The following is a 25866-nucleotide window of genomic DNA, read 5'->3' as shown; positions in this document are numbered from 1 at the left end:
GGGCAAAGACTCGTTACGAATGCTGGAGTTTGGCGCTTTTCCCTTTGCTTTCAGGCTTGTACGAAACGAGATGTGCGCGGCGCAGGAACATAGGGTTTGCGTGTTGATTCAACTGGGTTACGCTCGAAGCAAGCCAGGTGTTCAATCCAAACAATGGAGTTCAGCATGGGTTACAAGAAGATTCAGGTTCCAGCCGTCGGCGACAAAATCACCGTCAATGCAGACCATTCTCTCAATGTTCCTGATAACCCGATCATCCCCTTCATCGAAGGTGACGGTATTGGTGTCGACATCAGTCCGGTGATGATCAAGGTTGTCGATGCTGCTGTTGAAAAGGCCTACGGCGGCAAGCGCAAGATTTCCTGGATGGAAGTCTATGCCGGCGAAAAGGCCACTCAGGTTTATGACCAGGACACCTGGCTGCCGCAGGAAACCCTCGACGCGGTCAAGGATTACGTGGTTTCGATCAAAGGCCCGCTGACCACTCCGGTCGGTGGCGGCATCCGCTCGCTGAACGTGGCCCTGCGTCAGCAGCTCGACCTGTACGTCTGTCTGCGCCCGGTGCGCTGGTTCGAAGGCGTGCCAAGCCCGGTGAAAAAGCCCGGCGATGTCGACATGACCATCTTTCGCGAGAACTCCGAAGACATTTACGCCGGTATCGAATGGAAGGCCGGTTCGCCGGAAGCCACCAAGGTCATCAAATTCCTTAAAGAAGAAATGGGCGTCACCAAGATCCGTTTCGACGAAAACTGCGGCATCGGCGTCAAGCCGGTCTCCCGCGAAGGCACCAAGCGTCTGGCGCGCAAGGCTCTGCAATACGTGGTCGACAATGACCGCGACTCGCTGACCATCGTGCACAAAGGCAACATCATGAAGTTCACCGAAGGTGCCTTCAAGGAGTGGGCCTACGAAGTGGCGGCCGAAGAATTCGGTGCGACGCTGCTCGATGGCGGTCCGTGGATGCAGTTCAAGAACCCGAAAACCGGCAAGAACGTTGTGGTCAAGGACGCCATCGCCGATGCCATGCTCCAGCAGATCCTGCTGCGCCCGGCCGAATACGATGTCATCGCAACGCTTAACCTCAACGGTGACTACCTGTCTGACGCCCTGGCGGCGGAAGTGGGCGGTATCGGCATCGCGCCGGGTGCCAACCTGTCCGACACCGTAGCGATGTTCGAGGCGACCCACGGTACCGCACCGAAATACGCCGGCAAGGATCAGGTCAACCCGGGCTCGCTGATTCTCTCGGCCGAGATGATGTTGCGTCACATGGGCTGGACTGAAGCGGCGGACCTGATCATCAAGGGCACCAACGGTGCGATCGGCGCGAAGACTGTTACTTATGATTTCGAGCGTTTGATGGATGGCGCGAAGCTGGTTTCGTCCTCCGGGTTCGGAGATGCGCTGATTTCGCATATGTAAAAGTTGCAGGCACGCAAAAACCGCCTGACTCGATGGGTTGAGTCAGGCGGTTTTTTTATGACCGAATGTTTTGAGGCTTCAACTGGTTGCCGTTTGTTTTTCCGTGGCAATCGCGCTCGGCGCCGAAGCGACTTCGACCGAAGTTATCTTCACGGCATGCAGCCCTTTAGGGCCTTGAACGATCTCGAAGTTCACCGCCTGACCCGCTTTCAGGGTCTTGTACCCATCCATTTCAATGGCCGAGTAGTGGGCAAAGAAATCAATGTCCTTGCCATCCTCATCGCGACCTTCCCGGGCGTCGGTATTGATAAAGCCGAATCCCTTGGCATTGTTGAACCATTTCACCTTGCCGACAGCCATGCTCAAATCCCTCTGCAACAGACTCCATCGCTGGAGTATCATCCACGACATCCGCAATCGAATTCGATAAAAGAATTGACTCCGCGGATCTTTTTTACCCACTGTGGGCTCTATTGGTTGTAACACCGTTTTCCCGATAGTCAAGGTGACCGGGCAGTCGTAGTTGAAAACGTGTGCAACCGCCCCCACCACTGTATTCGCACAACTGACGAACCTTTTTTTCCATGCATGCAATCAGCCAGATTCGACTAACATTCAATCAGGATCGCCCGCTTCTCCAAAAGGATCTTCCACAGGAGCACGACGACGATTCGGCAGGCGTTGCTGTTCAGGAAGCAAAGCCCGCGTTACAGGCGCCGCCGATGTACAAGGTGGTTTTGTTCAACGATGACTACACACCGATGGATTTCGTCGTCGAAGTGCTCGAGGTGTTTTTTAACCTGAATCGCGAGCTGGCGACCAAGGTCATGCTGGCCGTCCATACAGAAGGACGGGCAGTATGTGGAGTGTTTACCCGCGACATCGCCGAGACAAAGGCCATGCAGGTCAACCAGTACGCCAGGGAAAGCCAGCATCCGCTACTCTGTGAAATCGAGAAGGACGGTTAATCGCCGACCACTTGGGTATGAGGTGAAGCTATGTTAAACCGCGAGCTCGAAGTCACCCTCAATCTTGCCTTCAAGGAGGCTCGTTCGAAGCGTCATGAGTTCATGACCGTCGAACATCTCCTGCTGGCCCTATTGGATAATGAGGCTGCCGCCACCGTTTTGCGTGCCTGCGGCGCAAACCTCGACAAACTCAAGCATGATCTGCAGGAGTTCATCGACTCCACCACGCCATTGATCCCCGTGCATGACGAGGATCGCGAAACCCAGCCAACCCTGGGCTTCCAGCGTGTCCTGCAGCGTGCTGTTTTTCACGTACAGAGCTCGGGCAAGCGCGAAGTGACCGGCGCCAACGTGCTGGTCGCCATCTTCAGTGAGCAAGAGAGTCAGGCCGTGTTCCTGCTGAAACAGCAGAGCGTGGCGCGCATCGATGTCGTCAACTACATCGCCCACGGCATTTCGAAAGTACCGGGGCACGGCGATCACTCTGAAGGTGAACAAGATATGCAGGACGACGAGGGCGGTGAGTCTTCTTCTTCAGGCAATCCTCTGGATGCTTATGCCAGTAACCTCAACGAACTCGCGCGCCAGGGTCGCATTGATCCGTTGGTTGGTCGTGAGTCGGAAGTCGAGCGTGTCGCGCAGATTCTTGCGCGCCGGCGCAAGAACAATCCGCTGCTGGTGGGTGAGGCAGGCGTGGGTAAAACCGCGATTGCCGAAGGCCTGGCCAAGCGCATCGTCGACAATCAGGTGCCGGATCTGCTGGCCAATGCGGTTGTTTATTCGCTCGACCTCGGCGCTCTGCTCGCGGGTACCAAGTATCGCGGTGATTTCGAGAAGCGCTTCAAGGCGCTGCTCAATGAGCTGAAGAAACGTCCGCAGGCGATCCTGTTCATCGACGAGATCCACACCATCATCGGTGCGGGCGCAGCGTCCGGTGGCGTGATGGATGCATCCAATCTGCTCAAGCCGCTGCTGTCGTCTGGCGACATTCGCTGCATCGGTTCGACCACGTTCCAGGAATTTCGCGGCATCTTCGAGAAGGACCGTGCCTTGGCGCGTCGCTTCCAGAAGGTCGATGTCGTCGAGCCGTCGGTGGAAGACACCATCGGTATCCTGCGTGGCCTGAAAGGGCGTTTCGAGCAGCATCACAATATCGAGTACAGCGATGAGTCGTTGCGTGCCGCTGCCGAACTGGCGTCGCGCTACATCAATGACCGGCACATGCCGGACAAGGCCATCGACGTGATCGACGAGGCGGGCGCCTACCAGCGTCTGCAACCGGTGGAAATGCGCGTCAAGCGTATCGAAGTGCCGCAGGTCGAGGACATCGTCGCGAAAATCGCGCGGATTCCGCCGAAGCATGTCACCAGTTCCGACAAAGAGCTGCTGCGTAACCTGGAGCGTGACCTGAAGCTTACGGTGTTTGGTCAGGACGCGGCGATCGATTCGCTGTCCACTGCGATCAAGCTGTCGCGTGCCGGGCTCAAGTCGCCAGACAAGCCGGTCGGTTCGTTCCTGTTCGCCGGGCCTACCGGTGTCGGTAAAACCGAGGCCGCGCGACAACTGGCCAAGGCGCTGGGCATCGAGCTGGTTCGCTTCGACATGTCCGAGTACATGGAGCGTCACACCGTATCGCGTCTGATCGGTGCGCCTCCAGGCTATGTCGGTTTCGATCAGGGCGGTCTGCTGACCGAAGCGATCACCAAGCAGCCACATTGCGTATTGCTGCTCGATGAAATCGAGAAGGCGCATCCGGAAGTCTTCAACCTGCTGTTGCAGGTCATGGACCACGGCACGCTGACCGACAACAACGGGCGCAAAGCGGACTTCCGCAATGTGATCGTGATCATGACCACCAACGCCGGTGCCGAGACGGCAGCGCGGGCTTCGATCGGTTTCACCCATCAGGACCACTCGTCCGATGCGATGGAAGTGATCAAGAAGAGCTTCACGCCGGAATTCCGTAACCGTCTGGACACCATTATCCAGTTTGGTCGCCTCAGCCATGAGGTCATCAAAAGTGTGGTGGACAAGTTCCTCACCGAGCTTCAGGCGCAGCTGGAAGACAAGCGTGTGTTGCTTGAGGTTACTGATGCGGCACGCAGCTGGCTGGCGGCGGGTGGTTATGACTCGGCGATGGGCGCACGTCCGATGGCGCGTCTGATCCAGGACAAGATCAAGCGTCCGCTGGCGGAGGAGATTCTGTTTGGCGAGCTGGCCGAGCATGGCGGTGTGGTGCACATCGACATCAAGGATGGGGAGTTGACGTTCGACTTCGAAACCACGGCTGAGATGGCCTGACGGTCGTATATCAAGAGGGCGCCTTCGGGCGCCTTTTTGTTGCTCGTTGTTTGGTGGGTTTGGGTGAATATCCGTTGCTTCGGTAGTGGCCACTGACGGTTTCGCCTGACGGCGACTTACTTTTTTACAAGCGCCAAAAAAAGTAAGCAAAAAACGCTAGCTCCTACGTTCGGCCCTCGCAGGCTCGGGTTCCTTCGCTCCGGGATCGATCCGGGCGCAGCGGCTCCGGTTTGCTTCGCTGCACCTACACTCGCTGTGTCTGGCTGCGCCAGACGGTCGCTGCGCTCCCACGCCCGGATCAATCCCTCCACTCAGCCTTCCGACGTCGCCGGTGGATCAAAAGCACTCGAGCTAACGCTCATTGTTGAGTGGTGCGGCTTCGCCGCGGGCAGCTGCGCTGCTTTGCCTTTTTGTGGGAGCGAGCCTGCTCGCGAAGGCGGCCTGACAGCCGATCTGTTCTTGAGCAGTGGCGCGATCCAACTGTAGGAGCTGCCGAAGGCTGCGATCTTTTGATCTGGCTTCTGCTTTAGCTCTGGCTCTTGATCTTTTGCCCCTTCGGCAGGCTTCGTTACGGGATCGGTCCCGTAACGAAGGTACCCCGAGCCCCAGCGAGCGGGCCGTACGCCGGGGCAAAGCCTTTGGGTTACCTTTTCGCTGGGCCGGCACTCCGGCGTTTGGAAAAGGTGACTCGCTGTAAGAGCGAAGCCGCCAGCGGCAGCGCCCGCACCAACGGATATGCCCACAAAACCCAATTTCCAGACAAACAAAAACGCCCGGCATAACCCGGGCGTTCTGTATTGACTTGATTAACGAGCGCGGTAAGTGATCCGCCCTTTGCTCAAGTCATAGGGCGTCAGCTCGACGCGCACTTTGTCACCGGTAAGAATACGAATGTAGTTCTTGCGCATCTTGCCGGAAATATGCGCGGTTACGACGTGCCCATTTTCCAACTCCACACGAAACATGGTGTTGGGCAGGGTGTCGACGACAGTGCCTTCCATTTCGAAGCTGTCTTCTTTCGACATGCAGTAAAGCCCTCGGTATCCAATGAATGGCCCGGTGCAACTGCGCCAGGCAAAAGCGGCGTGCATTGTGCCCGAAAAATGGTGTTTACGCCAAGGGGTTTAGGCCGCGGGTTCAGTTCAGGATGACCCAGCGCTGATTGATCAGCAATTCGATGGGCCGATATTGCGTTTTGTAGTTCATCTTTTTGCAGTTCTTGATCCAGTAACCCAAGTACACGGCCTCAAGGCCCAGACGCTGGCTCTCGGCGATTTGCCAGAGGATTGCGTAACGGCCGAGGCTGCGGCGTTCTTCGTTCGGTTCGTAGAAGGTGTACACCGCTGACAAACCGTTGGGCAGCAGATCGGTCACCGCCACCGCGAGCAACCGTCCGTCGAGTCGAAACTCGTAGAAGCGCGAGAAGGGCAGGTCACGCACCAGGAACGTCGAGAACTGATCGCGGCTTGGCGGGTACATGTCGCCGTCGGCATGGCGCTGTTCAATGTAGCGCTGGTACAGGTCGAAATATTCTTCGCTGAAGTGCGGTTTGACCGGCTGCACCTGCAAATCCGCGTTGCGTTTGTAGATGCGCTTTTGCTGGCGATTGGTGATGAATTGTGCGGAGGGAATGCGCGCAGGCACGCACGCATTGCAATTCTGGCAATGCGGCCGGTACAAATGATCGCCGCTGCGGCGAAAGCCCATTTCCGACAGGTCTGCGTAGACATGCACATCCATGGGCTGACTCGGGTCGAGAAACAGCGTCGTGGCCTGCTCCTCGGGCAGATAACTGCAAGAGTGGGGCTGAGTGGCATAAAACTTCAAACGCGCCAACTCGGTCATGAATCAACCCTCGGGATAAGCTGGTGGATTAAGTGTAAGCCACCTGCGCAAAAGTCGCTCAGCAAACCCAGGTCGCTGAATTCGGTTGATCGAGATGGCGCCGCAGATAGTCGGCGAATTCGCCGCGCGGAATCGACCGCGCACCGAGGCTGTGCAGGTGATCGGTCGGCATCTGGCAGTCGATCAGCACAAATCCGGCGGCTTTCAAATGCTGGACCAGCGTGGCAAAGCCATATTTGGACGCGTTGTCAGCGCGGCTGAACATCGACTCGCCAAAAAACAGTTTGCCCATCGCCAGGCCGTACAGGCCGCCGACCAGCTGTCCCTCGTCCCAGACCTCAACCGAATGCGCGAAACCGCGCCGATGCAATTCTACGTAAGCATCCTGCATGGCCTCGGTGATCCAGGTGCCGTCGGCGTAATCACGCGGTGCAGCGCAGGCGCGGATGACGGCGTCGAAATCCTTATCGAAGGTCACTTGATAGCGTTGCTTGCGCAGCAGCTTGCCGAGACTGCGCGAGACGTGCAGTTCGTCGGGAAACAGCACGGTGCGAGGGTCTGGCGACCACCAGAGAATCGGCTGGCCCTCGGAAAACCAGGGGAAGCAGCCATGGCGATAGGCCTGGATCAGTCGATCGGCGGAAAGATCGCCGCCGGCGGCGAGCAATCCGTTCGGCTCGCGCATGGCTTTTTCCAGTGGCGGAAAGGTCAGGGAGTTACGTTGTAACCAAGTCAGCATGGCATCCAGGCTTGCAGAAGGGGAGGGCAGTCAGGGGCGTGCAGGCCCCGCGAAAGAGTTTGCCGCGAAACGGCGCCGCTGTCCTGCACAGATGTCTGCTGCAGTGAGCATTGAGCTGCAACTTGATGTGTCGCCCGTGGTCGTAAGCGTCACCGTACCGATGCTGTCGAGCATTCCTGTGAGCCTGATCCGGCCAGGTTCGCTACGTTCATCAAATACAGCTCATAAGCCTTTGTCACAAAAGACAATGCATGCTCCAATTGCAACGCAGTGCATGTACGTTTGGCTATGCTCAAGGCTGGGGTCTCAAACATGGCATCGGACGCACAAACCCGTACAATGCCGGGTTGTGACAGGCTATACGCTGCGCACAGTGTTTATGGCTGTGTTTATAAAACCAGTGGCACAGTGTTAAAAGTAGTCCCAGTTGAGCTTTTCACCTTTTTTACCTGCCTGGATTGGGCAGTTTTTTATCGTCATTCAATAGATGGACGCGCCTCGGGCGCAGGAAAAGAAGCGTTTTGAAGAAGACCACCGAAGCACCCAAAACAGTCGTTCCGCTCTGGCGCCAGCAACTGCACTACCGGCTCAAGGAAGGTGCATTGATCGCCATTGGCGCTTTGTGCCTGTTCCTGATGATGGCTTTGCTGACCTACGGCAAGGACGATCCGGGGTGGAGCCATAACAGCAAGATCGACGATGTGCAGAACTTCGGCGGCCCGGCCGGCTCGTACAGCGCCGATATCCTGTTCATGGTGCTCGGTTACTTCGCCTATATCTTTCCGTTGCTGCTGGCGGTCAAGGCGTACCAGATCTTCCGTCAACGCCACGAACCATGGCAGTGGAGCGGCTGGCTGTTTTCCTGGCGTCTGATCGGCCTGGTATTCCTCGTGCTCTCCGGTGCTGCGCTGGCGCACATTCATTTCCATGCCGCGACCGGTCTGCCGGCCGGTGCTGGCGGTGCCCTGGGCGAAAGCCTTGGCGATCTGGCGAAGAATGCGCTGAACATCCAGGGCAGCACGCTGTTGTTCATCGCTCTGTTCCTGTTCGGCCTGACCGTATTCACCGACCTGTCGTGGTTCAAGGTGATGGACGTCACCGGCAAGATCACCCTCGATCTGTTCGAGCTGTTCCAGGGCGCGCTCAACCGCTGGTGGTCGGCGCGCACTGAACGCAAGCAACTGGTTGCGCAACTGCGTGAGGTTGATGACCGCGTCCACGATGTGGTCGCACCGACTGTCACCGACAAACGCGAACAGGCCAAGGTCAAGGAACGCCTGATCGAGCGTGAGCAAGCGTTGAGCAAGCACATGTCCGACCGCGAGAAGCAGGTGCCACCGGTGATCGCGCCGGCACCGGCCAAGGCGCCGGAGCCGAGCAAGCGCGTGCAGAAAGAGAAGCAGGCGCCGTTGTTCGTCGACAGCGCGGTCGAAGGCACCTTGCCGCCGATCTCCATTCTTGATCCTGCGGAAAAGAAACAGCTCAACTATTCGCCTGAGTCCTTGGCAGCGGTCGGCCACTTGCTGGAAATCAAGCTCAAGGAATTCGGCGTCGAAGTCACCGTTGATTCGATCCATCCGGGTCCAGTGATTACCCGATACGAAATCCAGCCTGCCGCCGGGGTAAAAGTCAGCCGCATCGCCAACCTGGCCAAAGACCTGGCGCGTTCGCTGGCGGTGACCAGTGTGCGGGTGGTCGAGGTGATTCCGGGCAAGACCACTGTCGGTATCGAGATTCCCAACGAAGACCGCCAGATCGTACGTTTCTCCGAGGTGCTGTCGACCCCCGAGTACGACAACTTCAAATCCCCGGTCACCCTGGCGCTCGGTCACGATATCGGCGGCAAGCCGGTCATCACCGACCTGGCGAAGATGCCGCACTTGCTGGTGGCCGGTACCACCGGTTCCGGTAAGTCCGTGGGCGTGAACGCGATGATCCTGTCGATCCTGTTCAAGTCCGGCCCGGACGATGCCAAGCTGATCATGATCGACCCGAAGATGCTTGAGCTGTCGATCTACGAAGGCATTCCGCACCTGCTCTGCCCGGTTGTGACTGACATGAAGGACGCCGCCAACGCCTTGCGCTGGAGCGTTGCCGAGATGGAGCGTCGCTACAAGCTGATGGCGAAAATGGGCGTGCGTAACCTGTCCGGCTTCAACGCCAAGGTCAAGGAAGCCCAGGATGCCGGCGAGCCGTTGAGCGATCCGCTGTACAAGCGCGAAAGCATTCACGACGAAGCGCCGCTGCTGCAGAAACTGCCGACCATCGTCGTAGTTGTGGACGAATTTGCCGACATGATGATGATCGTCGGCAAGAAGGTTGAAGAACTGATCGCGCGTATTGCGCAAAAGGCGCGTGCGGCGGGGATTCACTTGATTCTTGCCACCCAGCGCCCGTCGGTGGACGTGATCACTGGTCTGATCAAAGCCAACATCCCGACACGTATGGCGTTTCAGGTATCGAGCAAGATCGATTCGCGAACCATCATCGACCAGGGTGGCGCCGAGCAACTGCTCGGGCACGGTGACATGCTCTACATGCCGCCGGGCACCAGTTTGCCGATCCGGGTTCACGGCGCGTTCGTCTCCGACGATGAGGTTCACCGCGTGGTCGAGGCCTGGAAATTGCGCGGTGCGCCTGAGTACAACGACGACATTCTCAACGGTGTCGAAGAGGCGGGCAGCGGCTTTGAAGGCAGCAGCGGTGGTGGCGACGGTGATGATCCGGAAGCCGACGCGCTGTATGACGAAGCGGTGCAGTTCGTCCTCGAAAGTCGTCGTGCGTCGATTTCCGCTGTGCAGCGCAAGCTGAAGATCGGCTACAACCGTGCCGCGCGGATGATCGAGGCGATGGAAATGGCTGGCGTCGTTACCTCAATGAACACCAACGGTTCGCGTGAAGTCCTGGCCCCAGGCCCGGTACGCGACTGAAACGCAACGACTCGAGTGGCGCAATGACGCGCCACTCGCTCTCCCACGAGTATTCAAGAGGACTCTCATGCGCCTTATCCGCATGCTGTTGCCAGTACTGGCGCTGACCACACTCACGGCCCACGCCGATGAAAAGGACGTGGCGCGTCTGACCCAATTGCTCGAAACATCGAAAACCCTGTCGGCGAACTTCTCGCAGTTGACCCTCGATGGCACCGGCACCCAGTTGCAGGAAACCACCGGCAACATGACCCTGCAGCGTCCGGGCCTGTTCTACTGGCACACCAATGCGCCGGCCGAGCAGACCATGGTCTCCGATGGCAAGAAAGTCACCCTGTGGGACCCGGATCTGGAGCAGGCAACCATCAAGAAGCTCGATGAGCGTCTGACCCAGACGCCGGCCTTGCTGTTGTCCGGCGATGTCTCGAAGATCAGCCAGAGCTTCGATATCAGCGCGAAAGAGGCGGGCGGCGTGATCGACTTCACCCTGAAGCCGAAAACCAAGGACACCCTGTTCGACAATCTGCGCCTGTCGTTCCGCAACGGCCTGCTCAATGACATGCAATTGATTGACAGCGTCGGCCAGCGCACCAATATCCTGTTTACCGGGGTCAAGGCCAACGAAGCGGTGCCAGCGTCCAAATTCAAATTCGACATTCCCAAGGGTGCCGACGTTATCCAGGAATAAACACCGGCCCTTTGTGTCAGGGCCTTTGTGGTGAGGGCCTGCTATTGAGGGGCTATTGTGGCGAGGGGATTTATCCCCGTCCGGCTGCGCAGCAGTCGTCGCTTTTGGGGCCGCTTCGCAGCCCAACGGGGATAAATCCCCTCACCACAGGTACTTCAGCAGATTTCAGAAAATCAGAGGTTTCAACGCTACGTGATGGATCTGTTTCGCAGTGCACCGATTGCCCAACCCTTGGCCGCCCGTCTGCGTGCGGCCAATCTGGATGAGTACGTCGGTCAGGAACACGTGCTCGCTCGCGGCAAGCCTTTGCGTGAGGCGCTGGAGCAGGGCGCGCTGCATTCGATGATCTTCTGGGGACCGCCGGGCGTGGGCAAGACCACCCTGGCGCGCTTGCTCGCAGAAGTCTCCGATGCGCACTTCGAAACGGTTTCGGCGGTGCTCGCCGGGGTCAAGGAAATCCGCCAGGCCGTTGAAATCGCCAAGCAGCAGGCCGGCCAGTACGGCAAGCGCACGATCCTGTTTGTCGATGAAGTGCACCGCTTCAACAAGTCGCAGCAGGACGCGTTTCTGCCCTACGTTGAAGACGGCACGCTGATCTTCATCGGCGCCACCACCGAAAACCCTTCGTTCGAACTGAACAACGCTTTGTTATCGCGTGCCCGCGTCTACGTGCTGAAAAGCCTCGACGAAGCGGCGCTGCGCAAACTGGTGCATCGGGCTTTGACCGAAGAGCGCGGCCTGGGCAAGCGCAACCTGACCCTGAGCGATGAAGGCTTCCAGATGCTGCTGTCGGCCGCCGATGGCGATGGCCGGCGTCTGCTCAATCTGCTGGAAAACGCCTCCGATCTGGCCGAAGACAACAGCGAAATCGGCATCGAGCTGCTGCAAAGTCTGCTCGGCGATACGCGCCGGCGGTTCGACAAGGGCGGTGAAGCGTTCTACGACCAGATCTCGGCGCTGCACAAATCCGTGCGCGGTTCCAATCCCGACGGCGCGCTTTACTGGTTTGCGCGGATGATCGACGGCGGTTGCGATCCGCTGTACCTGGCGCGACGCGTGGTGCGCATGGCGAGCGAAGACATCGGCAACGCCGACCCGCGTGCATTGAGCCTGTGCCTGGCCGCGTGGGAGGTGCAGGAGCGTCTCGGCAGCCCCGAGGGCGAATTGGCGGTCGCCCAAGCCATCACTTATCTGGCCTGTGCACCGAAAAGCAACGCGGTGTACATGGGCTTCAAAACTGCACTGCGCGCGGCTGCCGAAAACGGCTCGCTGGAAGTGCCGCTGCATTTGCGCAATGCACCGACCAAGCTGATGAAGCAATTGGGTTATGGCGACGAATACCGTTACGCCCACGACGAGCCGGACGCTTATGCTGCCGGTGAAGACTATTTTCCGGAAGAACTCGAGCCGATTCCGTTCTATCAGCCCGTACCCCGCGGCCTGGAGTTGAAGATCGGCGAAAAACTCAATCACCTCGCTCAACTCGATCGTCTGAGCCCTCGGCAGCGGAGAAAATAGTGGTTCCATTGATACTCGCAGTGTCGGTCGGCGGTGTTGCCGGCACCTTGTTGCGCTTCGCCACCGGTAATTGGGTCAGCGCCAATTGGCCGCGGCACTTCTATACCGCGACGCTGGCCGTTAATATCGTGGGCTGCCTGCTGATTGGCGTGTTGTACGGCCTGTTTCTGATACGCCCGGAGGTGCCGATCGAGGTGCGCGCCGGGTTGATGGTCGGCTTCCTCGGGGGGCTGACGACTTTTTCATCCTTTTCACTGGATACGGTGCGCCTGCTGGAAAGCGGGCAAGTGTTGCTGGCCCTGGGCTACGCGGCACTCAGCGTATTCGGCGGGCTGCTCGCGACGTGGGCCGGCCTGTCCCTGACCAAACTTTGATAACGAGAAACCGACATGCTCGATTCCAAACTGTTACGTAGCAACCTTCAGGACGTAGCGGACCGCCTGGCTTCCCGTGGCTTTGCCCTGGACACTGCGCGCATCGAAGCGCTGGAAGAACAGCGCAAGACCGTCCAGACCCGCACCGAAGCACTGCAGGCTGAGCGTAACGCGCGTTCCAAATCCATCGGGCAGGCCAAGCAGCGCGGCGAAGACATCGCGCCGCTGATGGCGGACGTCGAGCGCATGGCAGGCGAGCTGAGCGCTGGCAAGGTCGAGCTGGACGCGATCCAGACCGAACTCGATTCGATCCTGCTCGGTATCCCCAACCTGCCGCACGAATCGGTTCCGGTCGGCAAGGACGAAGACGACAACGTCGAAGTGCGCCGTTGGGGCACCCCGACCCAGTTCGATTTCGAAGTGAAAGACCACGTCGCCCTCGGCGAGAAGTTCGGCTGGCTGGACTTCGAAACCGCCGCCAAGCTGTCCGGCGCTCGTTTCGCCTTGTTGCGTGGCCCGATCGCGCGTCTGCATCGCGCACTGGCGCAGTTCATGATCAACCTGCATGTCACCGAACATGGCTACGAAGAGGCTTACACGCCTTATCTGGTTCAGGCTCCGGCGCTGCAAGGTACCGGCCAGCTGCCGAAGTTCGAAGAAGATCTGTTCAAGATTGCCCGCGAAGGCGAAGCTGATCTGTACCTGATTCCAACCGCCGAAGTGTCGCTGACCAACATCGTTGCCGGCGAAATCGTCGATTCGAAGTTGTTGCCGATCAAGTTTGTCGCCCACACCCCATGCTTCCGCAGCGAAGCCGGCGCGTCGGGTCGCGACACGCGTGGCATGATCCGCCAGCACCAGTTCGACAAAGTCGAAATGGTCCAGGTCGTCGAGCCGTCGCAATCGATGGAAGCGCTGGAAAGCCTGACTGCCAACGCCGAAAAGGTTCTGCAACTGCTCGGCCTGCCTTACCGCACCCTGGCGCTGTGCACCGGCGACATGGGCTTCAGCGCCGTCAAGACCTACGACCTCGAAGTGTGGATTCCGAGCCAGAACAAATACCGCGAAATCTCCTCGTGCTCCAACTGCGGTGACTTCCAGGCGCGTCGCATGCAGGCGCGTTTCCGTAACCCGGAAACCGGCAAGCCTGAGCTGGTGCACACCTTGAACGGCTCTGGTCTGGCGGTCGGTCGTACTCTGGTTGCGGTACTGGAAAACTACCAGCAGGCCGACGGTTCGATCCGCGTGCCGGACGTGCTGAAGCCGTACATGGGTGGCCTTGAGGTCATCGGCTAAATGAAATATCTGCCGCTGTTTCACAACCTGCGCGGCAGTCGTGTGTTGGTTGTCGGTGGGGGGGAAATTGCCTTGCGCAAATCCCGCCTGCTGGCCGATGCCGGTGCGCTGCTGCGGGTGGTCGCACCTGAAATCGAAACGCAACTGGCCGAACTGGTCGCTGCCAGCGGCGGTGAATGCCTGTTGCGCGGTTACGCCGAAACGGATCTGGACGGTTGCGGGCTGATCATTGCCGCTACCGACGACGAAACGCTCAACGCGCAAGTCTCCACCGACGCCCACCGCCGTTGCGTGCCGGTCAACGTGGTCGATGCGCCGGCCTTGTGCAGCGTGATCTTCCCGGCGATCGTCGATCGCTCGCCGTTGATCATCGCCGTGTCCAGCGGCGGCGATGCGCCGGTACTGGCGCGTCTGATCCGCGCGAAAATCGAAACCTGGATTCCTTCGACCTACGGTCAATTGGCAGGGCTGGCTGCGCGTTTTCGCAATCAGGTGAAAAACCTGTTTCCGGATGTTCAGCAGCGTCGCGGCTTCTGGGAAGACGTTTTCCAGGGCCCGATCGCCGATCGTCAACTGGCCGGGCAGGGCGCTGAAGCCGAGCGCCTGTTGCAGGCCAAGGTCGATGGCGAGCCAATGGTCACCACTGGCGAGGTTTATCTGGTCGGTGCCGGTCCGGGTGATCCGGATCTGTTGACCTTCCGCGCACTGCGTCTGATGCAGCAAGCCGATGTGGTGCTCTATGACCGCCTGGTGGCGCCGGCGATTCTCGAGTTGTGCCGTCGCGATGCCGAGCGGGTGTATGTCGGCAAGCGGCGCTCCGAACACGCCGTGCCGCAGGATCAGATCAACCAGCAACTGGTCGATCTGGCCAAGGCTGGCAAGCGTGTGGTGCGGTTGAAGGGCGGCGATCCGTTTATCTTCGGCCGCGGTGGCGAAGAGATCGAAGAACTGGCGGCCCACGGTATTCCATTCCAGGTGGTGCCAGGCATCACGGCGGCCAGCGGTTGCGCCGCTTATGCGGGGATCCCGCTGACCCACCGTGACCATGCGCAGTCCGTGCGGTTTGTCACTGGCCACTTGAAGGATGGTTCCACCGATCTGCCATGGGCTGACCTGGTGGCTCCGGCGCAGACGCTGGTGTTCTACATGGGCCTGGTGGGCCTGCCGATTATCTGCGAGCAGTTGATCAAGCATGGTCGCGCGGCGGATACCCCGGCGGCGTTGATTCAGCAGGGCACTACAGTCAATCAGCGGGTTTTCACCGGCACGCTGGCGGATCTGCCGCGAATGGTGGCGGAGCATGAAGTGCATGCGCCGACTCTGGTGATCGTCGGCGAAGTGGTGCAACTGCGCGAGAAGCTGGCGTGGTTTGAAGGGGCTCAAGCGCAGGTCTGAGTCAGATCAAAAGATCGCAGCCTTCGGCAGCTCCTACAGAGGAACGCATTCTCATGCAGGAGCTGCCGAAGGCTGCGATCTTTTGCTTCTGCTGTTAGCCCTTTAACCAAACCCCTTTCCCGATCAACCGCGACCGGTCATGCGCTACGCTGAAATCCTGCTGCGGCCCCTTCGGCACCACGCCGGTCGGGTTGATGGTCTTGTGGCTGCCATAGTAGTGATGCTTGATGTGCTGGAAATCCACCGTCTCGGCAATACCCGGCCATTGATACATCTCGCGCAGCCAGTTCGACAGATTCGGGTAATCGGCAATCCGCCGCAGGTTGCACTTGAAGTGCCCGTGATACACCGCGTCAAAGCGAATCATCGTGGTAAACAGGCGCACGTCGGCCTCGGTCAGGTATTCCCCGCTCAGGTAGCGATTGGCACCCAGCAGTTGCTCCAGATGATCCAGTTCGGCGAATACTTCATCGAACGCCTGTTCGTATGCCTGTTGCGAGGTGGCGAACCCGGCACGATAGACACCGTTGTTCACCGCCGGGTAGATCCGCTCGTTCAGCGCATCGATCTCGTTGCGTAGCGGCGCCGGATAAAAGTCCAGATCGTTACCAGTGATCCCGTCGAAGGCGCTGTTGAACATGCGGATGATTTCCGCCGATTCATTGCTGACGATGCGCTTGAGTTTCTTGTCCCACAGCACTGGCACCGTCACGCGCCCGGTGTAATCAGGCGTGTCGGCGGTGTATCGCTGATGCATGAAATCGAAGCCATCGAGTTTGTCGCCTGTCGAACCCAACGCCTTGTCGAAGGTCCAGCCGTTCTCCAGCATGAGCCAGCTGACCACCGACACGTCGATCAGACCTTCCAGCCCTTTGAGTTTGCGCAGAATCAGCGTGCGATGCGCCCAAGGGCAGGCGAGGGAAACATAGAGGTGATAGCGCCCGGCTTCAGCAGTGAAACCGCCTTCACCGCTGGGGCCTGGTTGACCGTCGGCGGTCACCCAGTTGCGGCGTTGCGCCTGTTCGCGCTGGAACGCGCCGTCCTTGCTGCTTTCGTACCACTTGTCCTGCCAGTGGCCGTCGACGAGTAAACCCATGATCAAGACTCCCAAAACCAATATTCGTTGGAGTCGAGTCTATTCCGATGAGTTCGAACAAAAAGCGCAAAGATCGGGCGCTAATGATCGGTTAGATCGATGTGTTGCGTGCCGCCCAATATTGCTCTGCGGTCGCAAAGGCCTGTTCGCGATTCTGACCGAGACCGCGCAGGGCGAGGGCCATGGTCGCAATCAAGGCCATTTGCGGGTAACTGTCGACCACATCGCCACGCCACACGGCTTTCAAGTGCTCGATTTCCAGCGAAGCGGGTTTGACGTGGCGCTGCGCTGACAGCTGCGGCCATTCTTCGTCCCAGCTCTGACCGCCGCTGGTGCCGTAAAGGTGGCTGGTGGCGTCGGGGTTGATCTCGATTTCACCGCCATCACCCTTGACCACAATTGCCGCGTCGCCGAGCAAGCCGCTGGCATCGCGATGCACCGCCTGGTAACCCGGGTGAAAAATGCTTTGCAGGCCGCAGCGTGCGCCCAACGGATTGAGAATCCGCGCCAGCGAGTGGATCGGCGACCGCAGGCCCAAGGTATTGCGCAGGTCGATCATCTTTTGCAACTGCGGCGCCCAGTCCACGAGCGGCATAAACGCCAGGCCGCCGTTGTCCAGTGCCGCGCCGACCTGCTGCCAATTGCGGCACAGGGGAATGTTCAGTTCGCCCAGCAGTTGTTCGCTATACAGGCGCCCGGCCGTGTGCGCGCCGCCGCCATGCATGAAGATGCGTACGCCGTTTTGCGCCAGGCACTTGGCCGCCAGCAGATACCACGGCAGGTGGCGTTTTTTGCCGGCGTAGGTCGGCCAGTCCAGGTCGACATTCAATGCGGGCGCGTGCAAGCGTGCGCGCAGGGCTTCGGTAAATCCGGCCATTTCCTCGGCACTTTCTTCCTTGTGCCGCAGCAACATCAGGAAGGCGCCGAGTTGCGTATCCTCGACTTGGTCATCGAGCACCATGCCCATGGCCTCGCGGGCTTCTTCGCGCGTCAGGTCGCGGGCGCCGCGCTTGCCCTTGCCGAGAATGCGCACGAATTGCGCGAACGGATGCTCGGCAGGCGTTTCGAGGGTCAAAGCTGGAAAGTCGTTCATAGGCAATTCGTCGGTTTGGGCAGGCCCGCCAGTTTCGCGGCGAGTTTGGCAGGGGTGCCTTTGAACAGTCGGTTCAGGTGCAGGCTGTTGCCTTTGTCCGCGCCAAGTTTCAACGCGGTGTACTTGATCAGCGGCCGCGTGGCCGGCGATAGCTGGAATTCGGCGTAGAAGCTACGCAGAAGCTCAAGGACTTCCCAGTGTTCGGGCGTCAACTCGATGTCTTCAGCGGCGGCGAGGGCGCTGGCGACTTCAGCCGACCAGTCGCTGAGGTCAACGAGAAAGCCATCCTTGTCCAGTTCGATGGCGCGGGCGCCGACGGTCATTGAATTCATAGCCAGCTGTTGACCTTGGCGTGATGGATCGACAGTTCGACAAACGCCGGGTAGTCGATGGCCTCGGCCCAGTCTGGAATCTCGATCGCACGCGCCTGTGCGTCCTCAATCAATACAAACAGTCTGATTGCTCGCTCTTGAAGGGTTGAGAACGGCACAGTGTCCGGTTGCAGCGCATACACCGCATCGCCGGACAACAATACCGCATCGGCGCTGCCGAGCAGGCGCAGGCAACTGCTCAGACGATCGTCGCCGAACGGGGAATGAGACAACACATGCAAAGTCGACATCAGAGGGTGATCACCTGATCGTAACGGTCAATAAGGGCGGTGATGTGGTCAGCAGCAAGCGGCTGTGCCTCGTCCAGCGACAGTTTGCCAAGACCGCGAGCATTGGCGCTTTCGGCGCAATAGAACAGCTCTTCGACACCAAACATCGGCAGCGCCTGCAGATTGGCGCTGAGGTCTTTCTGCTGCAAGGCCTTGGCGTTCTGCCCGGCGGCCAGTTGCAGCACGCCGTCATCGAGAAACAGCAAACCGATCGGCAGATCAAAGGCGCCACCGGCGAGCACGATATCCAGCGCTTCCCGCGCACCGGGGCCGGACCATGGCGATTGGCGGCTGATGATCAACAGCGATTTGGCCATGTTCAAGCGCCTCCGAAACAGATGAGACGGTCAGCGTCCTGCACGGCATCGTGCAATTGACCCAGACCGGACAATTCCCACGGCGCGCTGAGCGAAATCGCTTCACGCTGGTAACGCTTGGCTTCTTCTTCGTTCAACACACCACGGCGCAGAGCGGCGGCGATGCAGACCACCCCATCCAGTTGCTTTTCGTTGATGAAGGCGCGCCATTGCTTGGGCAAATCCTGTTCATCCTGCGGCGTCACCACTGCATCGGAGGCGTTGAACACGCCGTCCTGATAGAAGAACAGCCGGACAATCTCATGGCCGCCGGCCAGCGCGGCCTGGGCAAACAGCAGGGCACGGCGCGAGGAGGGCGCATGGGCGGCGGAAAACAGCGCGATGGCGAACTTCATGATGGACTCGATCAGCGAAACTGCGGCCATGATAAAGCTTTATCGCTCGTGCCGCGAAACCCGAGTTTTACGCAGATACCTTTGTAGATACTCTGTTCACGGTCAAGCTTTTTGGGTGTGTTTATCGCTAAAAAGCTTGGCTGTACTGAAGTCTTCGCCTGCCCGCATGCAGGCCCATAGTCCGGTCAGGTATTTGCGCATGACTGCGACGATAGCCTGCATCTTCCTCTTTCCTCGAGCCACCAAGGCTTCGTAAAACGCTTTAACGTTCGGGTCGCAACGTATGGCGGTCAGCGCAGGCATGTACATCGCTGATCGCAAATAGGCATTGCCGCCCTTACTTATCCGGCCGGGTTTATCAATGCTGGTGCCTGATTGCGTGAGTCGGACATCGAGTCCGGCATGGCGGCTGACCTGCGCTGACTTGAGCGTTACCGGTAAGGTCGTCAGTTCAGCCAGCGCCGCAAATACTGAGATCTCACCCATGCCAGGGGCGGCGATCATGTGGGCGAACTGGGCGCTCAACGTTGGGCAGTTGTCGATCAATGCACGACCCGCTAGTCGGAAACGCTCGATTCGTTTGTCAAAGGCGTTGATGGCTTCTTCTTCGTCTTCAATCAGCATCAGAAGAGTTGTTTGAGTGGCTTTTAGTGCATGCAGCTCGTTTTTGGCGCGGGTGCGATGACCCGTCAAACGATTGATGTGGCGACCGATAGCGCGTAGCTCAAGCTGTATTGAAGTGGGCGGCGTCCACAACCTTGGGCTCATGCGTTCGCCGTACTCAGCTAATAACTGGGCATCGATTGCGTCCGTTTTGCTGTTTTTCAGCATCAGCTTTGCAAAGTTGTGAAAACTCTTCGGATTGATAACCGAGACTGGCAAACCCGCCGCAGCGAGCTCCATGGCCAAGTCCAGGTAGTAGATTCCGGTGGCTTCCATCACCACAGATATAGGCTTGAGCTCAAGTAACTTGCCGACAGCAGCTTTGCGCCCCGCCGGTGTCTGGTCGATATTGCACTGACCTGCAAAACGGCCGCCATTGCGCCAGCCCATCGCTGTAGTGCGAGATCCCACATCCAAACCGACGTGCATGTTCATGCTTTCAACTCCAAGAGAACTGAGTTAAAAATGCTTCCTGGTTCCCCTGACCTCGAACTTCATGCCACTGCAACCTTGTAATGCGAAGTCCGACTCGTCGGCTTCTCGATACTCTTCGTGGTGGGCAATGAGGCGGGGGGACCTCTCTACATACAAGGTCAGGAGCAAGTCCTGCCTTAAGGAGCGATCGGTCTCCCCCAGAAACACATCTTCGTATGTCGCACCAGCGAGCTTAGATCTCATTCATGCTGGTGTGTGGGGAACATACAAGGAGCTGCCGAAGGCTGCGATCTTTTGATCTTGAAGAGCAAAATCAAAAGATCGCAGCCTTCGGCAGCTCCTACATCGATTACGGGGTGATGCCGTAAAGATCGCAATACTCGATCCAGTCCATCCCCGCCATTTCCGCCACTTCCCGATGCACTTCCAGGCGTTGCGCCTGATAGTCCTCCGGTGAATCAGCGGTCAGCTGCAACGTCAGCTCCCAGGCAAACAACCCCTGGCTTTCTGCCTCAGCCTCGAATGCTTCATGCAAGCGTTCTTCGCGGTACTGCGCCTGGGTTTCACCCTTGGCCTGAGCCAGCAGCGGGTTGAGATGGTCGAGGGTCTCGCGCAGTTCGGGTCGCGCATCGAGAAACAGTTTCAGGGCGTGTTCATGTCGTTGGTCGCTAGGCGCCATGTAATGTCCTTGTGTGGCTGAAGATCTCAGAGTGCCGCAGCTGCTCACGCGTGTCGCGCATAAAAACAGTAAAGCAGAACGATTTGCCGCGTTGCAGTGCTACAGTCCGCTTTTTTCTCGATGAGCAAATGCAATGCGAATGCTGATGGTAGTGCTGGCGGCGGCCCTGTTGGCCGGGTGCGCCGGTTCGGTGATGAACGATGCTCGCAGCAAGAGCCCGGACAAGGTCCTGACCTCGGACAAGCCGGAGAAAGACGTCGCCCGGTGCGTGCAATTCGCCTGGCAGGATGAAGCGGTTTTCGGCGTCGACGCGGCGGCCTATCTGGAGCCGCGCGAGTCTGGCGGCACGACGGTCTACACGCGTTCAGCGGAGTCGTTTGTCGATGTGATTACCGAAGCCTCGGGTACGACTTTGAATTACTACGCACAGCAGAGTGATTTTGTCGCGATGCGGCGCATGGCGGCGATGGCGACCTGCCTCTGATTGTGTGTCGAGGCGGCTGGCGCTGTCGCGAGCAGGCTCGCTCCCACAGGTTGAATGCTTTCCAGTGTGAGAGCGAGCCTGCTCGCGCAAAGGGCGATACAGTCAGTCGATCAGCCGCTTCTGGAAAAAATGCCGCTTGTGCCCCGGTGGATAGTCAACGATCTCACCGAACTGGCTGAAGCCCAGCTTCTTGTAGAACTCCGGCGCCTGAAAATCGAAGGTGTCGAGCCAGATTCCGTAGCAGTTCCTGTCTTCGGCCAATGCTTCTGCCTGTGCCATTAACCTGGAACCAATCCCCTGTCCGCGACTTTGTTCCGGTACTGACAGCAAATCGATGAACATCCAGCGCAAAGTCACTCGCCCGTACAACCCGCCCAGTATCGCGCCATACTCATCTTTTACCATCAAGGCGAACGGTTCGGTTTTCGATATGCCGGTCTTCGCATCGTTGTATTCAATCAACGGTTGGAGAATGGCCTGACGCTGTTCCTCGGTAGGATTGTCCGTCAACTCGATACGCAAATTCATGCATGACTTCCTTGTGTGATTGAACGCCCAGCCTAACCCGTCCGGGCAAACGCCTCCAAGCCCTTCGATCGAACAAGCGGAACCGTCAAACCAGCGTTGCGGTCTAGGCTTTTATCGCGTCTTTCCCTGAGCGCGATTGATGAGGAAATCCCGTGAATATTTTTGAAGCCCTGCGCGAAAGCCACGAGCGCCAGCGCACTTACGCCAAGGCTCTGATCGCGACCAGCGGCGACAGCCCTGAGCGGGTCGAGGCCTACAAGCAGCTCAAAGCAGAACTGCAAGCGCATGAAACCGCTGAAGAGCGGCACTTCTACATCCCGTTGATGGAAATCGACGAAGGCGTTGACCTGAGCCGCCACGCCATCGCCGAGCACCACGAAATGGACGAGATGATGGAAGAACTCGACGAGACCGAGATGTCCAGTCCGGCGTGGCTGGCCACGGCCAAGAAGCTCTCCGACAAGGTTCATCATCACCTCGAGGAAGAAGAGCACAAGTTCTTCCAAATGGCCGGCAAGCTGCTCGACGATAAACAGAAAACGCAACTCGCCGGGCAGTACGAAAAGGAGTATCAGGCGCAACTGTCTGAATGACCAAAGGCGACTCGGCGTGTAGGTGTTCAGCTACACGTTGAGTGCGATGCGTCGTCGGGCACTGGTTATGCATCCAGTATTTCCGGGCGTTTTACGTCTTGCACGGTGGGACTGTGACAAAAGCGCCGATGGACAAAAAATTCACCTCCGTTAGCTTGAAGGCCTCTCCTCGGGAAGGAGAGTTCTCAAATCAACGGAGTGAACATGATGAATCAGGCAATCCCACAAACCCAACTCAAACACGGTCGTGTCATCTCGCCAGCAAGTCGCGGCGCAGTGGCCATTGACCTCGGCTTGCTCGGCGCTTGGCAAGTCAATGAAATGGAGGGCGGCAAAAACTTTCCGGCCGTGAATGCCGGGCCGTTCCCGCAACCCTTCGAGACCGACTCGGACAGCGTCGCGCCGCCGGCCGATGGCTACATTCTCAGCGGCGGCAAGACCGATGCCCGCGATTGCGTCAATTACACCGACGACGAGATGAGCAAGAAGCTCGGCCGTTCATTCAACTGGCCGCTGCTTAATGTCGATCCGGGGCAGATTCTCGAGGTCAGCTGGGCGTACACCGCGCCGCACACCACCCGTGGTTATCGCTGGCTGATCACCAAAGACGGCTGGGATCCACAGCAACGCATCAGCCGTGCGCAGCTCGAAACCCAGCCGTTCTTCGAAGACTTCTACCCGCAAGTGCCGTATTACAGCCATGCCGGCGAATTGAAGGCCAAGGTTGATCACCAAGTGCAACTGCCGACGAACAAGAAGGGTCATCACGTCATTGTGCTGATGTGGATCGTCGCCAACACCGGCAACGCCTTCTACCAGGCCTTCGACGTCGACTTCCAGTAACAACCCAGGCTGAACGAGCCCGGTAGCGCTGCCGGGCTTTTTTTGTCGGCGCAATTGTCCGACCATGGCAGTCCCCCATGAAAACAGGATCAGACGCGATGTCCAACACAGCCGAACGGGTCAACATCGTCGACACTCAGGTGTTGTCCCACGACTGGTATCTGTTGAAGAAAATCACTTTCGATTACCACCGCAACAACGGCGAATGGCAGCGCCAGACCCGCGAGGTCTACGACCGGGGCAACGGCGCGGCGATTCTGCTGTTCAACCGCGAAAAGCGCACGGTGGTGCTGACCCGCCAGTTTCGTTTGCCGGTGTTCGTCAACGGCCACGATGGATTGTTGATCGAGGTGGCGGCGGGGTTGCTGGAAGGTGCCGCGCCGGAGCAACGCATTCGTGACGAAGCCGAGGAGGAAACCGGTTATCGCGTGCATGACGTGAAGAAAGTATTCGAGGCGTATATGAGCCCCGGCTCGGTGACGGAGAAGCTGCACTTTTTTATCGCCGAATACGACGCCGCGTCCAAAGTCAGCGACGGTGGTGGGCTGGAAGAGGAAACCGAAGAACTGGAAGTGCTCGAATGGGGCTTCGATAAGGCACTGGCAGCATTTCAACGCGGCGAGATCTGTGACGCCAAGACCATCATGCTGTTGCAATACGCAGCGATGAATAACCTCTTCGCTTGATTCGGGCAGGAGCTGCCAACGGCTGCGATGGCTCAGCATACTGGCTGAACGGGGAGGCGCAATACGCAAAGCCGGCCATACTGCTTGTTGCTCCTGAAGCGCTGCCCTGCGTTTTGCGCAGTCCCCAAAAACAAAAAGAGATCGACTCATGAAGTACGAACCTTTGGCCAGATCGCTCATTGCGACCTCCCTGGCGCTCAGCTGTCTCATGGCTCACGCGGCATCAGTGGCGCCGGTTGCGGCGGAAAACGGCATGGTGGTCACCGCGCAACATCTGGCGACCCATGTCGGCGTCGATGTGTTGAAAAACGGCGGCAATGCCGTGGATGCGGCAGTGGCCGTGGGCTATGCGCTGGCGGTGGTCTATCCGGCTGCGGGCAACCTTGGCGGCGGCGGGTTCATGACTATTCAACTGGCGGACGGGCGCAAGACCTTTCTCGACTTCCGCGAGAAAGCCCCGCTGGCAGCGACCGCCAACATGTATCTGGACAAGGACGGTAACGTCATTCCGGAACTGAGCACGCGCGGCCATCTGGCCGTCGGGGTGCCGGGCACTGTGTCCGGCATGGAGCTGGCGCTGAGCAAATATGGCACCAAACAGCGCAAGGACATGATTGCCCCGGCGATCAAACTGGCCGAAGACGGTTTCGAGCTGCAGCAGGGCGATGTCGAGCTGCTCGAATACGCGACGGATGTGTTCAAGAAGGACATGCGCGATTCCGGCTCGATCTTCCTCAGCAACGGCGAGCCGATGCAGGTCGGGCAGAAACTGGTGCAGAAGGATCTGGCGAAAACCCTGCGGACGATTTCCGAGAAGGGCGCCGACGGCTTCTACAAAGGTTGGGTCGCCGATGCCATTGTCACGTCCAGCCAAGCCAACAAAGGCATCATCAGCCAGGCCGACCTGGACAAATACAAGACTCGCGAACTGGCCCCGGTGGAATGCGATTATCGCGGCTATCACGTAGTCTCGGCGCCACCGCCCAGCTCCGGCGGGGTGGTGATCTGCCAGATCATGAATATCCTCGAAGGCTATCCGATGAAGGACCTGGGCTTCCATTCCGCTCAGGGCATGCACTACCAGATCGAAGCGATGCGCCACGCGTACGTTGATCGCAACAGCTACCTCGGCGATCCGGATTTCGTGAAGAATCCGATCGAGCACCTGCTGGACAAGAACTATGCGACCAAACTGCGCAACGCCATCCAGCCGCAAAAGGCCGGCGTGTCGGCTGAGCTCAAACCCGGTGTAGCGCCGCATGAAGGCAGCAACACCACGCACTATTCGATCGTCGACAAGTGGGGCAATGCCGTTTCGGTCACCTACACCCTTAATGACTGGTTCGGCGCTGGCGTGATGGCGAGCAAGACCGGGGTGATCCTCAACGACGAAATGGACGACTTCACCTCCAAGGTCGGCGTGCCGAACATGTACGGTCTGGTTCAGGGGGAAGCCAATGCCATCGCGCCGGGCAAGGCGCCGCTGTCGTCAATGAGTCCGACCATCGTCACCAAGGATGGCAAAGTGGTGATGGTGGTCGGCACGCCGGGCGGTAGCCGGATCATCACCGCGACCTTGCTGACCATGCTCAATGTGATCGATTACGGCATGGGGCTGCAGGAAGCGGTCGACGCGCCGCGCTTCCATCAGCAGTGGATGCCGGAGGAAACCAACCTCGAAGACTTCGCCGCCAGCCCGGATACGAAAAAGCTCCTCGAGAGCTGGGGCCACAAGTTTGCCGGCCCGCAGGATCCCAACCACATCGCCGCGATTCTGGTCGGCGCGCCGTCACTGGACGGCAAACCGGTTGGCAAGAATCGCTTCTACGGCGCCAATGATCCACGGCGTAATACCGGCTTGTCACTGGGTTACTGAGCGGAGTAAAAAGGGGCGGGCTCAGGTCCGCCCCATCTCAA

27 protein-coding genes are annotated in these 25866 nt (G+C 58.8%); 14 read left to right on the top strand and 13 right to left on the bottom strand.

Going from position 1 to position 25866, the window contains the following annotated elements:
• Positions 1 to 165 precede the first annotated feature (165 nt).
• Positions 166 to 1422, top strand: a complete 1257-nt coding sequence (icd, locus tag AB9L16_RS15965; protein ID WP_024013414.1) for an NADP-dependent isocitrate dehydrogenase — start codon at positions 166 to 168, stop codon at positions 1420 to 1422.
• Positions 1423 to 1500: 78 nt separating this feature from the next.
• On the opposite strand, the gene AB9L16_RS15960 is transcribed toward icd, so the two are convergent.
• Entirely contained in the window at positions 1501 to 1782 is a 282-nt protein-coding gene (locus AB9L16_RS15960; protein ID WP_236168574.1) for a cold shock domain-containing protein, read from the bottom strand.
• Positions 1783 to 2006: 224 nt separating this feature from the next.
• On the opposite strand from AB9L16_RS15960, the gene clpS reads away from it, so the two are divergent.
• Complete coding sequence (gene clpS, locus AB9L16_RS15955) at positions 2007 to 2390, top strand: ATP-dependent Clp protease adapter ClpS (protein ID WP_011334948.1); 384 nt, start codon at positions 2007 to 2009, stop codon at positions 2388 to 2390.
• 30 nt (positions 2391 to 2420) lie between these two features.
• Complete coding sequence (gene clpA, locus AB9L16_RS15950) at positions 2421 to 4691, top strand: ATP-dependent Clp protease ATP-binding subunit ClpA (protein ID WP_016775266.1); 2271 nt, start codon at positions 2421 to 2423, stop codon at positions 4689 to 4691.
• Between the two features lie 806 nt (positions 4692 to 5497).
• On the opposite strand, the gene infA is transcribed toward clpA, so the two are convergent.
• From infA to aat, 3 genes are all read right to left on the bottom strand, one after another.
• A complete protein-coding gene (infA, locus tag AB9L16_RS15945; protein ID WP_002553999.1) occupies positions 5498 to 5716 on the bottom strand; it encodes a translation initiation factor IF-1 in 219 nt (72 codons plus the stop codon).
• A 112-nt stretch (positions 5717 to 5828) separates the two neighbouring features.
• Positions 5829 to 6536 (bottom strand): arginyltransferase, encoded by a 708-nt coding sequence (locus AB9L16_RS15940; RefSeq protein ID WP_041477071.1) that lies wholly within the window; start codon positions 6534 to 6536, stop codon positions 5829 to 5831.
• 58 nt (positions 6537 to 6594) lie between these two features.
• Positions 6595 to 7275 (bottom strand): leucyl/phenylalanyl-tRNA--protein transferase, encoded by a 681-nt coding sequence (gene aat / locus AB9L16_RS15935; protein WP_353187553.1) that lies wholly within the window; start codon positions 7273 to 7275, stop codon positions 6595 to 6597.
• A gap of 521 nt (positions 7276 to 7796) precedes the next feature.
• Between aat and ftsK the strand changes: the two genes are divergently transcribed.
• The 6 genes from ftsK to cysG all read left to right on the top strand — a co-directional run bounded on the left by ftsK (position 7797) and on the right by cysG (position 15476).
• Positions 7797 to 10205 (top strand): DNA translocase FtsK, encoded by a 2409-nt coding sequence (gene ftsK, locus AB9L16_RS15930; RefSeq protein WP_041477069.1) that lies wholly within the window; start codon positions 7797 to 7799, stop codon positions 10203 to 10205.
• A 67-nt stretch (positions 10206 to 10272) separates the two neighbouring features.
• Positions 10273 to 10893, top strand: coding sequence for an outer membrane lipoprotein chaperone LolA (lolA, locus tag AB9L16_RS15925; protein WP_016775262.1), 621 nt, complete (start codon positions 10273 to 10275; stop codon positions 10891 to 10893).
• Positions 10894 to 11088: 195 nt separating this feature from the next.
• Positions 11089 to 12411 carry a replication-associated recombination protein A gene (locus AB9L16_RS15920; protein WP_051600478.1) on the top strand — a complete coding sequence of 441 codons (1323 nt, stop codon included), beginning with the start codon at positions 11089 to 11091 and terminating at the stop codon, positions 12409 to 12411.
• Positions 12411 to 12785, top strand: a complete 375-nt coding sequence (gene crcB / locus AB9L16_RS15915; RefSeq protein ID WP_016775261.1) for a fluoride efflux transporter CrcB — start codon at positions 12411 to 12413, stop codon at positions 12783 to 12785. The genes AB9L16_RS15920 and crcB overlap by 1 nt, the downstream gene beginning before the upstream one ends.
• 15 nt (positions 12786 to 12800) lie before the next feature.
• Entirely contained in the window at positions 12801 to 14081 is a 1281-nt protein-coding gene (serS, locus tag AB9L16_RS15910) for a serine--tRNA ligase (protein ID WP_375122373.1), read from the top strand.
• Entirely contained in the window at positions 14082 to 15476 is a 1395-nt protein-coding gene (cysG, locus tag AB9L16_RS15905; protein WP_041477064.1) for a siroheme synthase CysG, read from the top strand.
• 94 nt (positions 15477 to 15570) lie between these two features.
• Here the strand turns inward: cysG and AB9L16_RS15900 are convergent, their stop codons facing one another.
• From AB9L16_RS15900 to AB9L16_RS15865, 8 genes are all read right to left on the bottom strand, one after another.
• Positions 15571 to 16572 carry a glutathione S-transferase family protein gene (locus AB9L16_RS15900; RefSeq protein WP_150634945.1) on the bottom strand — a complete coding sequence of 334 codons (1002 nt, stop codon included), beginning with the start codon at positions 16570 to 16572 and terminating at the stop codon, positions 15571 to 15573.
• Positions 16573 to 16663: 91 nt separating this feature from the next.
• Positions 16664 to 17665, bottom strand: a complete 1002-nt coding sequence (locus AB9L16_RS15895) for a glycosyl transferase family protein (RefSeq protein WP_375122372.1) — start codon at positions 17663 to 17665, stop codon at positions 16664 to 16666.
• Entirely contained in the window at positions 17662 to 17997 is a 336-nt protein-coding gene (locus tag AB9L16_RS15890; RefSeq protein ID WP_016770652.1) for a TusE/DsrC/DsvC family sulfur relay protein, read from the bottom strand. Before AB9L16_RS15890 ends, AB9L16_RS15895 begins: the two co-directional genes overlap by 4 nt.
• Positions 17994 to 18287, bottom strand: coding sequence for a sulfurtransferase complex subunit TusB (gene tusB / locus AB9L16_RS15885; RefSeq protein WP_056788919.1), 294 nt, complete (start codon positions 18285 to 18287; stop codon positions 17994 to 17996). Before tusB ends, AB9L16_RS15890 begins: the two co-directional genes overlap by 4 nt.
• On the bottom strand, positions 18287 to 18643 hold the full coding sequence (gene tusC, locus AB9L16_RS15880; protein ID WP_375122371.1) for a sulfurtransferase complex subunit TusC: 357 nt from the start codon (positions 18641 to 18643) through the stop codon (positions 18287 to 18289). Before tusC ends, tusB begins: the two co-directional genes overlap by 1 nt.
• A gap of 2 nt (positions 18644 to 18645) precedes the next feature.
• Positions 18646 to 19038 carry a sulfurtransferase complex subunit TusD gene (gene tusD / locus AB9L16_RS15875; RefSeq protein ID WP_041477377.1) on the bottom strand — a complete coding sequence of 131 codons (393 nt, stop codon included), beginning with the start codon at positions 19036 to 19038 and terminating at the stop codon, positions 18646 to 18648.
• Positions 19039 to 19140: 102 nt separating this feature from the next.
• Positions 19141 to 20136, bottom strand: coding sequence for an IS110 family transposase (locus tag AB9L16_RS15870; protein ID WP_150638880.1), 996 nt, complete (start codon positions 20134 to 20136; stop codon positions 19141 to 19143).
• A gap of 349 nt (positions 20137 to 20485) precedes the next feature.
• Positions 20486 to 20815: a DUF6388 family protein gene (locus AB9L16_RS15865; protein ID WP_041477057.1), complete on the bottom strand. Its 330-nt coding sequence runs from the start codon at positions 20813 to 20815 to the stop codon at positions 20486 to 20488.
• Positions 20816 to 20948: 133 nt separating this feature from the next.
• Between AB9L16_RS15865 and AB9L16_RS15860 the strand changes: the two genes are divergently transcribed.
• The gene (locus AB9L16_RS15860; protein WP_041477055.1) at positions 20949 to 21299 is read left to right on the top strand and encodes a hypothetical protein; all 351 of its coding nucleotides are present in this window, start codon (positions 20949 to 20951) and stop codon (positions 21297 to 21299) included.
• 102 nt (positions 21300 to 21401) lie between these two features.
• Here AB9L16_RS15860 and AB9L16_RS15855 read toward each other — a convergent pair whose 3' ends face one another.
• Positions 21402 to 21827 carry a GNAT family N-acetyltransferase gene (locus AB9L16_RS15855; RefSeq protein WP_315435882.1) on the bottom strand — a complete coding sequence of 142 codons (426 nt, stop codon included), beginning with the start codon at positions 21825 to 21827 and terminating at the stop codon, positions 21402 to 21404.
• A gap of 152 nt (positions 21828 to 21979) precedes the next feature.
• Between AB9L16_RS15855 and AB9L16_RS15850 the strand changes: the two genes are divergently transcribed.
• The 4 genes from AB9L16_RS15850 (at position 21980) to ggt (ending at position 25825) form a co-directional block, all read left to right on the top strand.
• Positions 21980 to 22420, top strand: a complete 441-nt coding sequence (locus tag AB9L16_RS15850; protein ID WP_016775257.1) for a hemerythrin domain-containing protein — start codon at positions 21980 to 21982, stop codon at positions 22418 to 22420.
• Positions 22421 to 22627: 207 nt separating this feature from the next.
• Complete coding sequence (locus AB9L16_RS15845) at positions 22628 to 23263, top strand: lytic polysaccharide monooxygenase auxiliary activity family 9 protein (RefSeq protein WP_095182054.1); 636 nt, start codon at positions 22628 to 22630, stop codon at positions 23261 to 23263.
• A 98-nt stretch (positions 23264 to 23361) separates the two neighbouring features.
• A complete protein-coding gene (locus AB9L16_RS15840; protein ID WP_252867859.1) occupies positions 23362 to 23949 on the top strand; it encodes an NUDIX domain-containing protein in 588 nt (195 codons plus the stop codon).
• Between the two features lie 148 nt (positions 23950 to 24097).
• Complete coding sequence (gene ggt, locus AB9L16_RS15835) at positions 24098 to 25825, top strand: gamma-glutamyltransferase (RefSeq protein WP_095182053.1); 1728 nt, start codon at positions 24098 to 24100, stop codon at positions 25823 to 25825.
• Positions 25826 to 25866 lie beyond the last annotated feature (41 nt).

This window comes from Pseudomonas sp. LW8, assembly GCF_041956865.1.
Lineage (GTDB): Bacteria > Pseudomonadota > Gammaproteobacteria > Pseudomonadales > Pseudomonadaceae > Aquipseudomonas > Aquipseudomonas siliginis.
Note: the sequence above shows the minus strand (reverse complement) of the source record. Positions and strands in the feature narration are given on the sequence as shown.

Coding starts and splice junctions, on each gene's coding strand:
- icd (WP_024013414.1), top strand. CDS start 166: ATGGGTTACAAGAAGATTCAGGTTCCAGCCGTCGGCGACAAAATCACC.
- AB9L16_RS15960 (WP_236168574.1), bottom strand. CDS start 1,782: ATGGCTGTCGGCAAGGTGAAATGGTTCAACAATGCCAAGGGATTCGGC.
- clpS (WP_011334948.1), top strand. CDS start 2,007: ATGCATGCAATCAGCCAGATTCGACTAACATTCAATCAGGATCGCCCG.
- clpA (WP_016775266.1), top strand. CDS start 2,421: ATGTTAAACCGCGAGCTCGAAGTCACCCTCAATCTTGCCTTCAAGGAG.
- infA (WP_002553999.1), bottom strand. CDS start 5,716: ATGTCGAAAGAAGACAGCTTCGAAATGGAAGGCACTGTCGTCGACACC.
- AB9L16_RS15940 (WP_041477071.1), bottom strand. CDS start 6,536: ATGACCGAGTTGGCGCGTTTGAAGTTTTATGCCACTCAGCCCCACTCT.
- aat (WP_353187553.1), bottom strand. CDS start 7,275: ATGCTGACTTGGTTACAACGTAACTCCCTGACCTTTCCGCCACTGGAA.
- lolA (WP_016775262.1), top strand. CDS start 10,273: ATGCGCCTTATCCGCATGCTGTTGCCAGTACTGGCGCTGACCACACTC.
- AB9L16_RS15920 (WP_051600478.1), top strand. CDS start 11,089: ATGGATCTGTTTCGCAGTGCACCGATTGCCCAACCCTTGGCCGCCCGT.
- serS (WP_375122373.1), top strand. CDS start 12,801: ATGCTCGATTCCAAACTGTTACGTAGCAACCTTCAGGACGTAGCGGAC.
- cysG (WP_041477064.1), top strand. CDS start 14,082: ATGAAATATCTGCCGCTGTTTCACAACCTGCGCGGCAGTCGTGTGTTG.
- AB9L16_RS15900 (WP_150634945.1), bottom strand. CDS start 16,572: ATGGGTTTACTCGTCGACGGCCACTGGCAGGACAAGTGGTACGAAAGC.
- AB9L16_RS15895 (WP_375122372.1), bottom strand. CDS start 17,665: ATGAACGACTTTCCAGCTTTGACCCTCGAAACGCCTGCCGAGCATCCG.
- AB9L16_RS15890 (WP_016770652.1), bottom strand. CDS start 17,997: ATGAATTCAATGACCGTCGGCGCCCGCGCCATCGAACTGGACAAGGAT.
- tusB (WP_056788919.1), bottom strand. CDS start 18,287: ATGTCGACTTTGCATGTGTTGTCTCATTCCCCGTTCGGCGACGATCGT.
- tusC (WP_375122371.1), bottom strand. CDS start 18,643: ATGGCCAAATCGCTGTTGATCATCAGCCGCCAATCGCCATGGTCCGGC.
- tusD (WP_041477377.1), bottom strand. CDS start 19,038: ATGAAGTTCGCCATCGCGCTGTTTTCCGCCGCCCATGCGCCCTCCTCG.
- AB9L16_RS15870 (WP_150638880.1), bottom strand. CDS start 20,136: ATGAACATGCACGTCGGTTTGGATGTGGGATCTCGCACTACAGCGATG.
- AB9L16_RS15865 (WP_041477057.1), bottom strand. CDS start 20,815: ATGGCGCCTAGCGACCAACGACATGAACACGCCCTGAAACTGTTTCTC.
- AB9L16_RS15860 (WP_041477055.1), top strand. CDS start 20,949: ATGCGAATGCTGATGGTAGTGCTGGCGGCGGCCCTGTTGGCCGGGTGC.
- AB9L16_RS15855 (WP_315435882.1), bottom strand. CDS start 21,827: ATGAATTTGCGTATCGAGTTGACGGACAATCCTACCGAGGAACAGCGT.
- AB9L16_RS15845 (WP_095182054.1), top strand. CDS start 22,628: ATGAATCAGGCAATCCCACAAACCCAACTCAAACACGGTCGTGTCATC.
- AB9L16_RS15840 (WP_252867859.1), top strand. CDS start 23,362: ATGTCCAACACAGCCGAACGGGTCAACATCGTCGACACTCAGGTGTTG.
- ggt (WP_095182053.1), top strand. CDS start 24,098: ATGAAGTACGAACCTTTGGCCAGATCGCTCATTGCGACCTCCCTGGCG.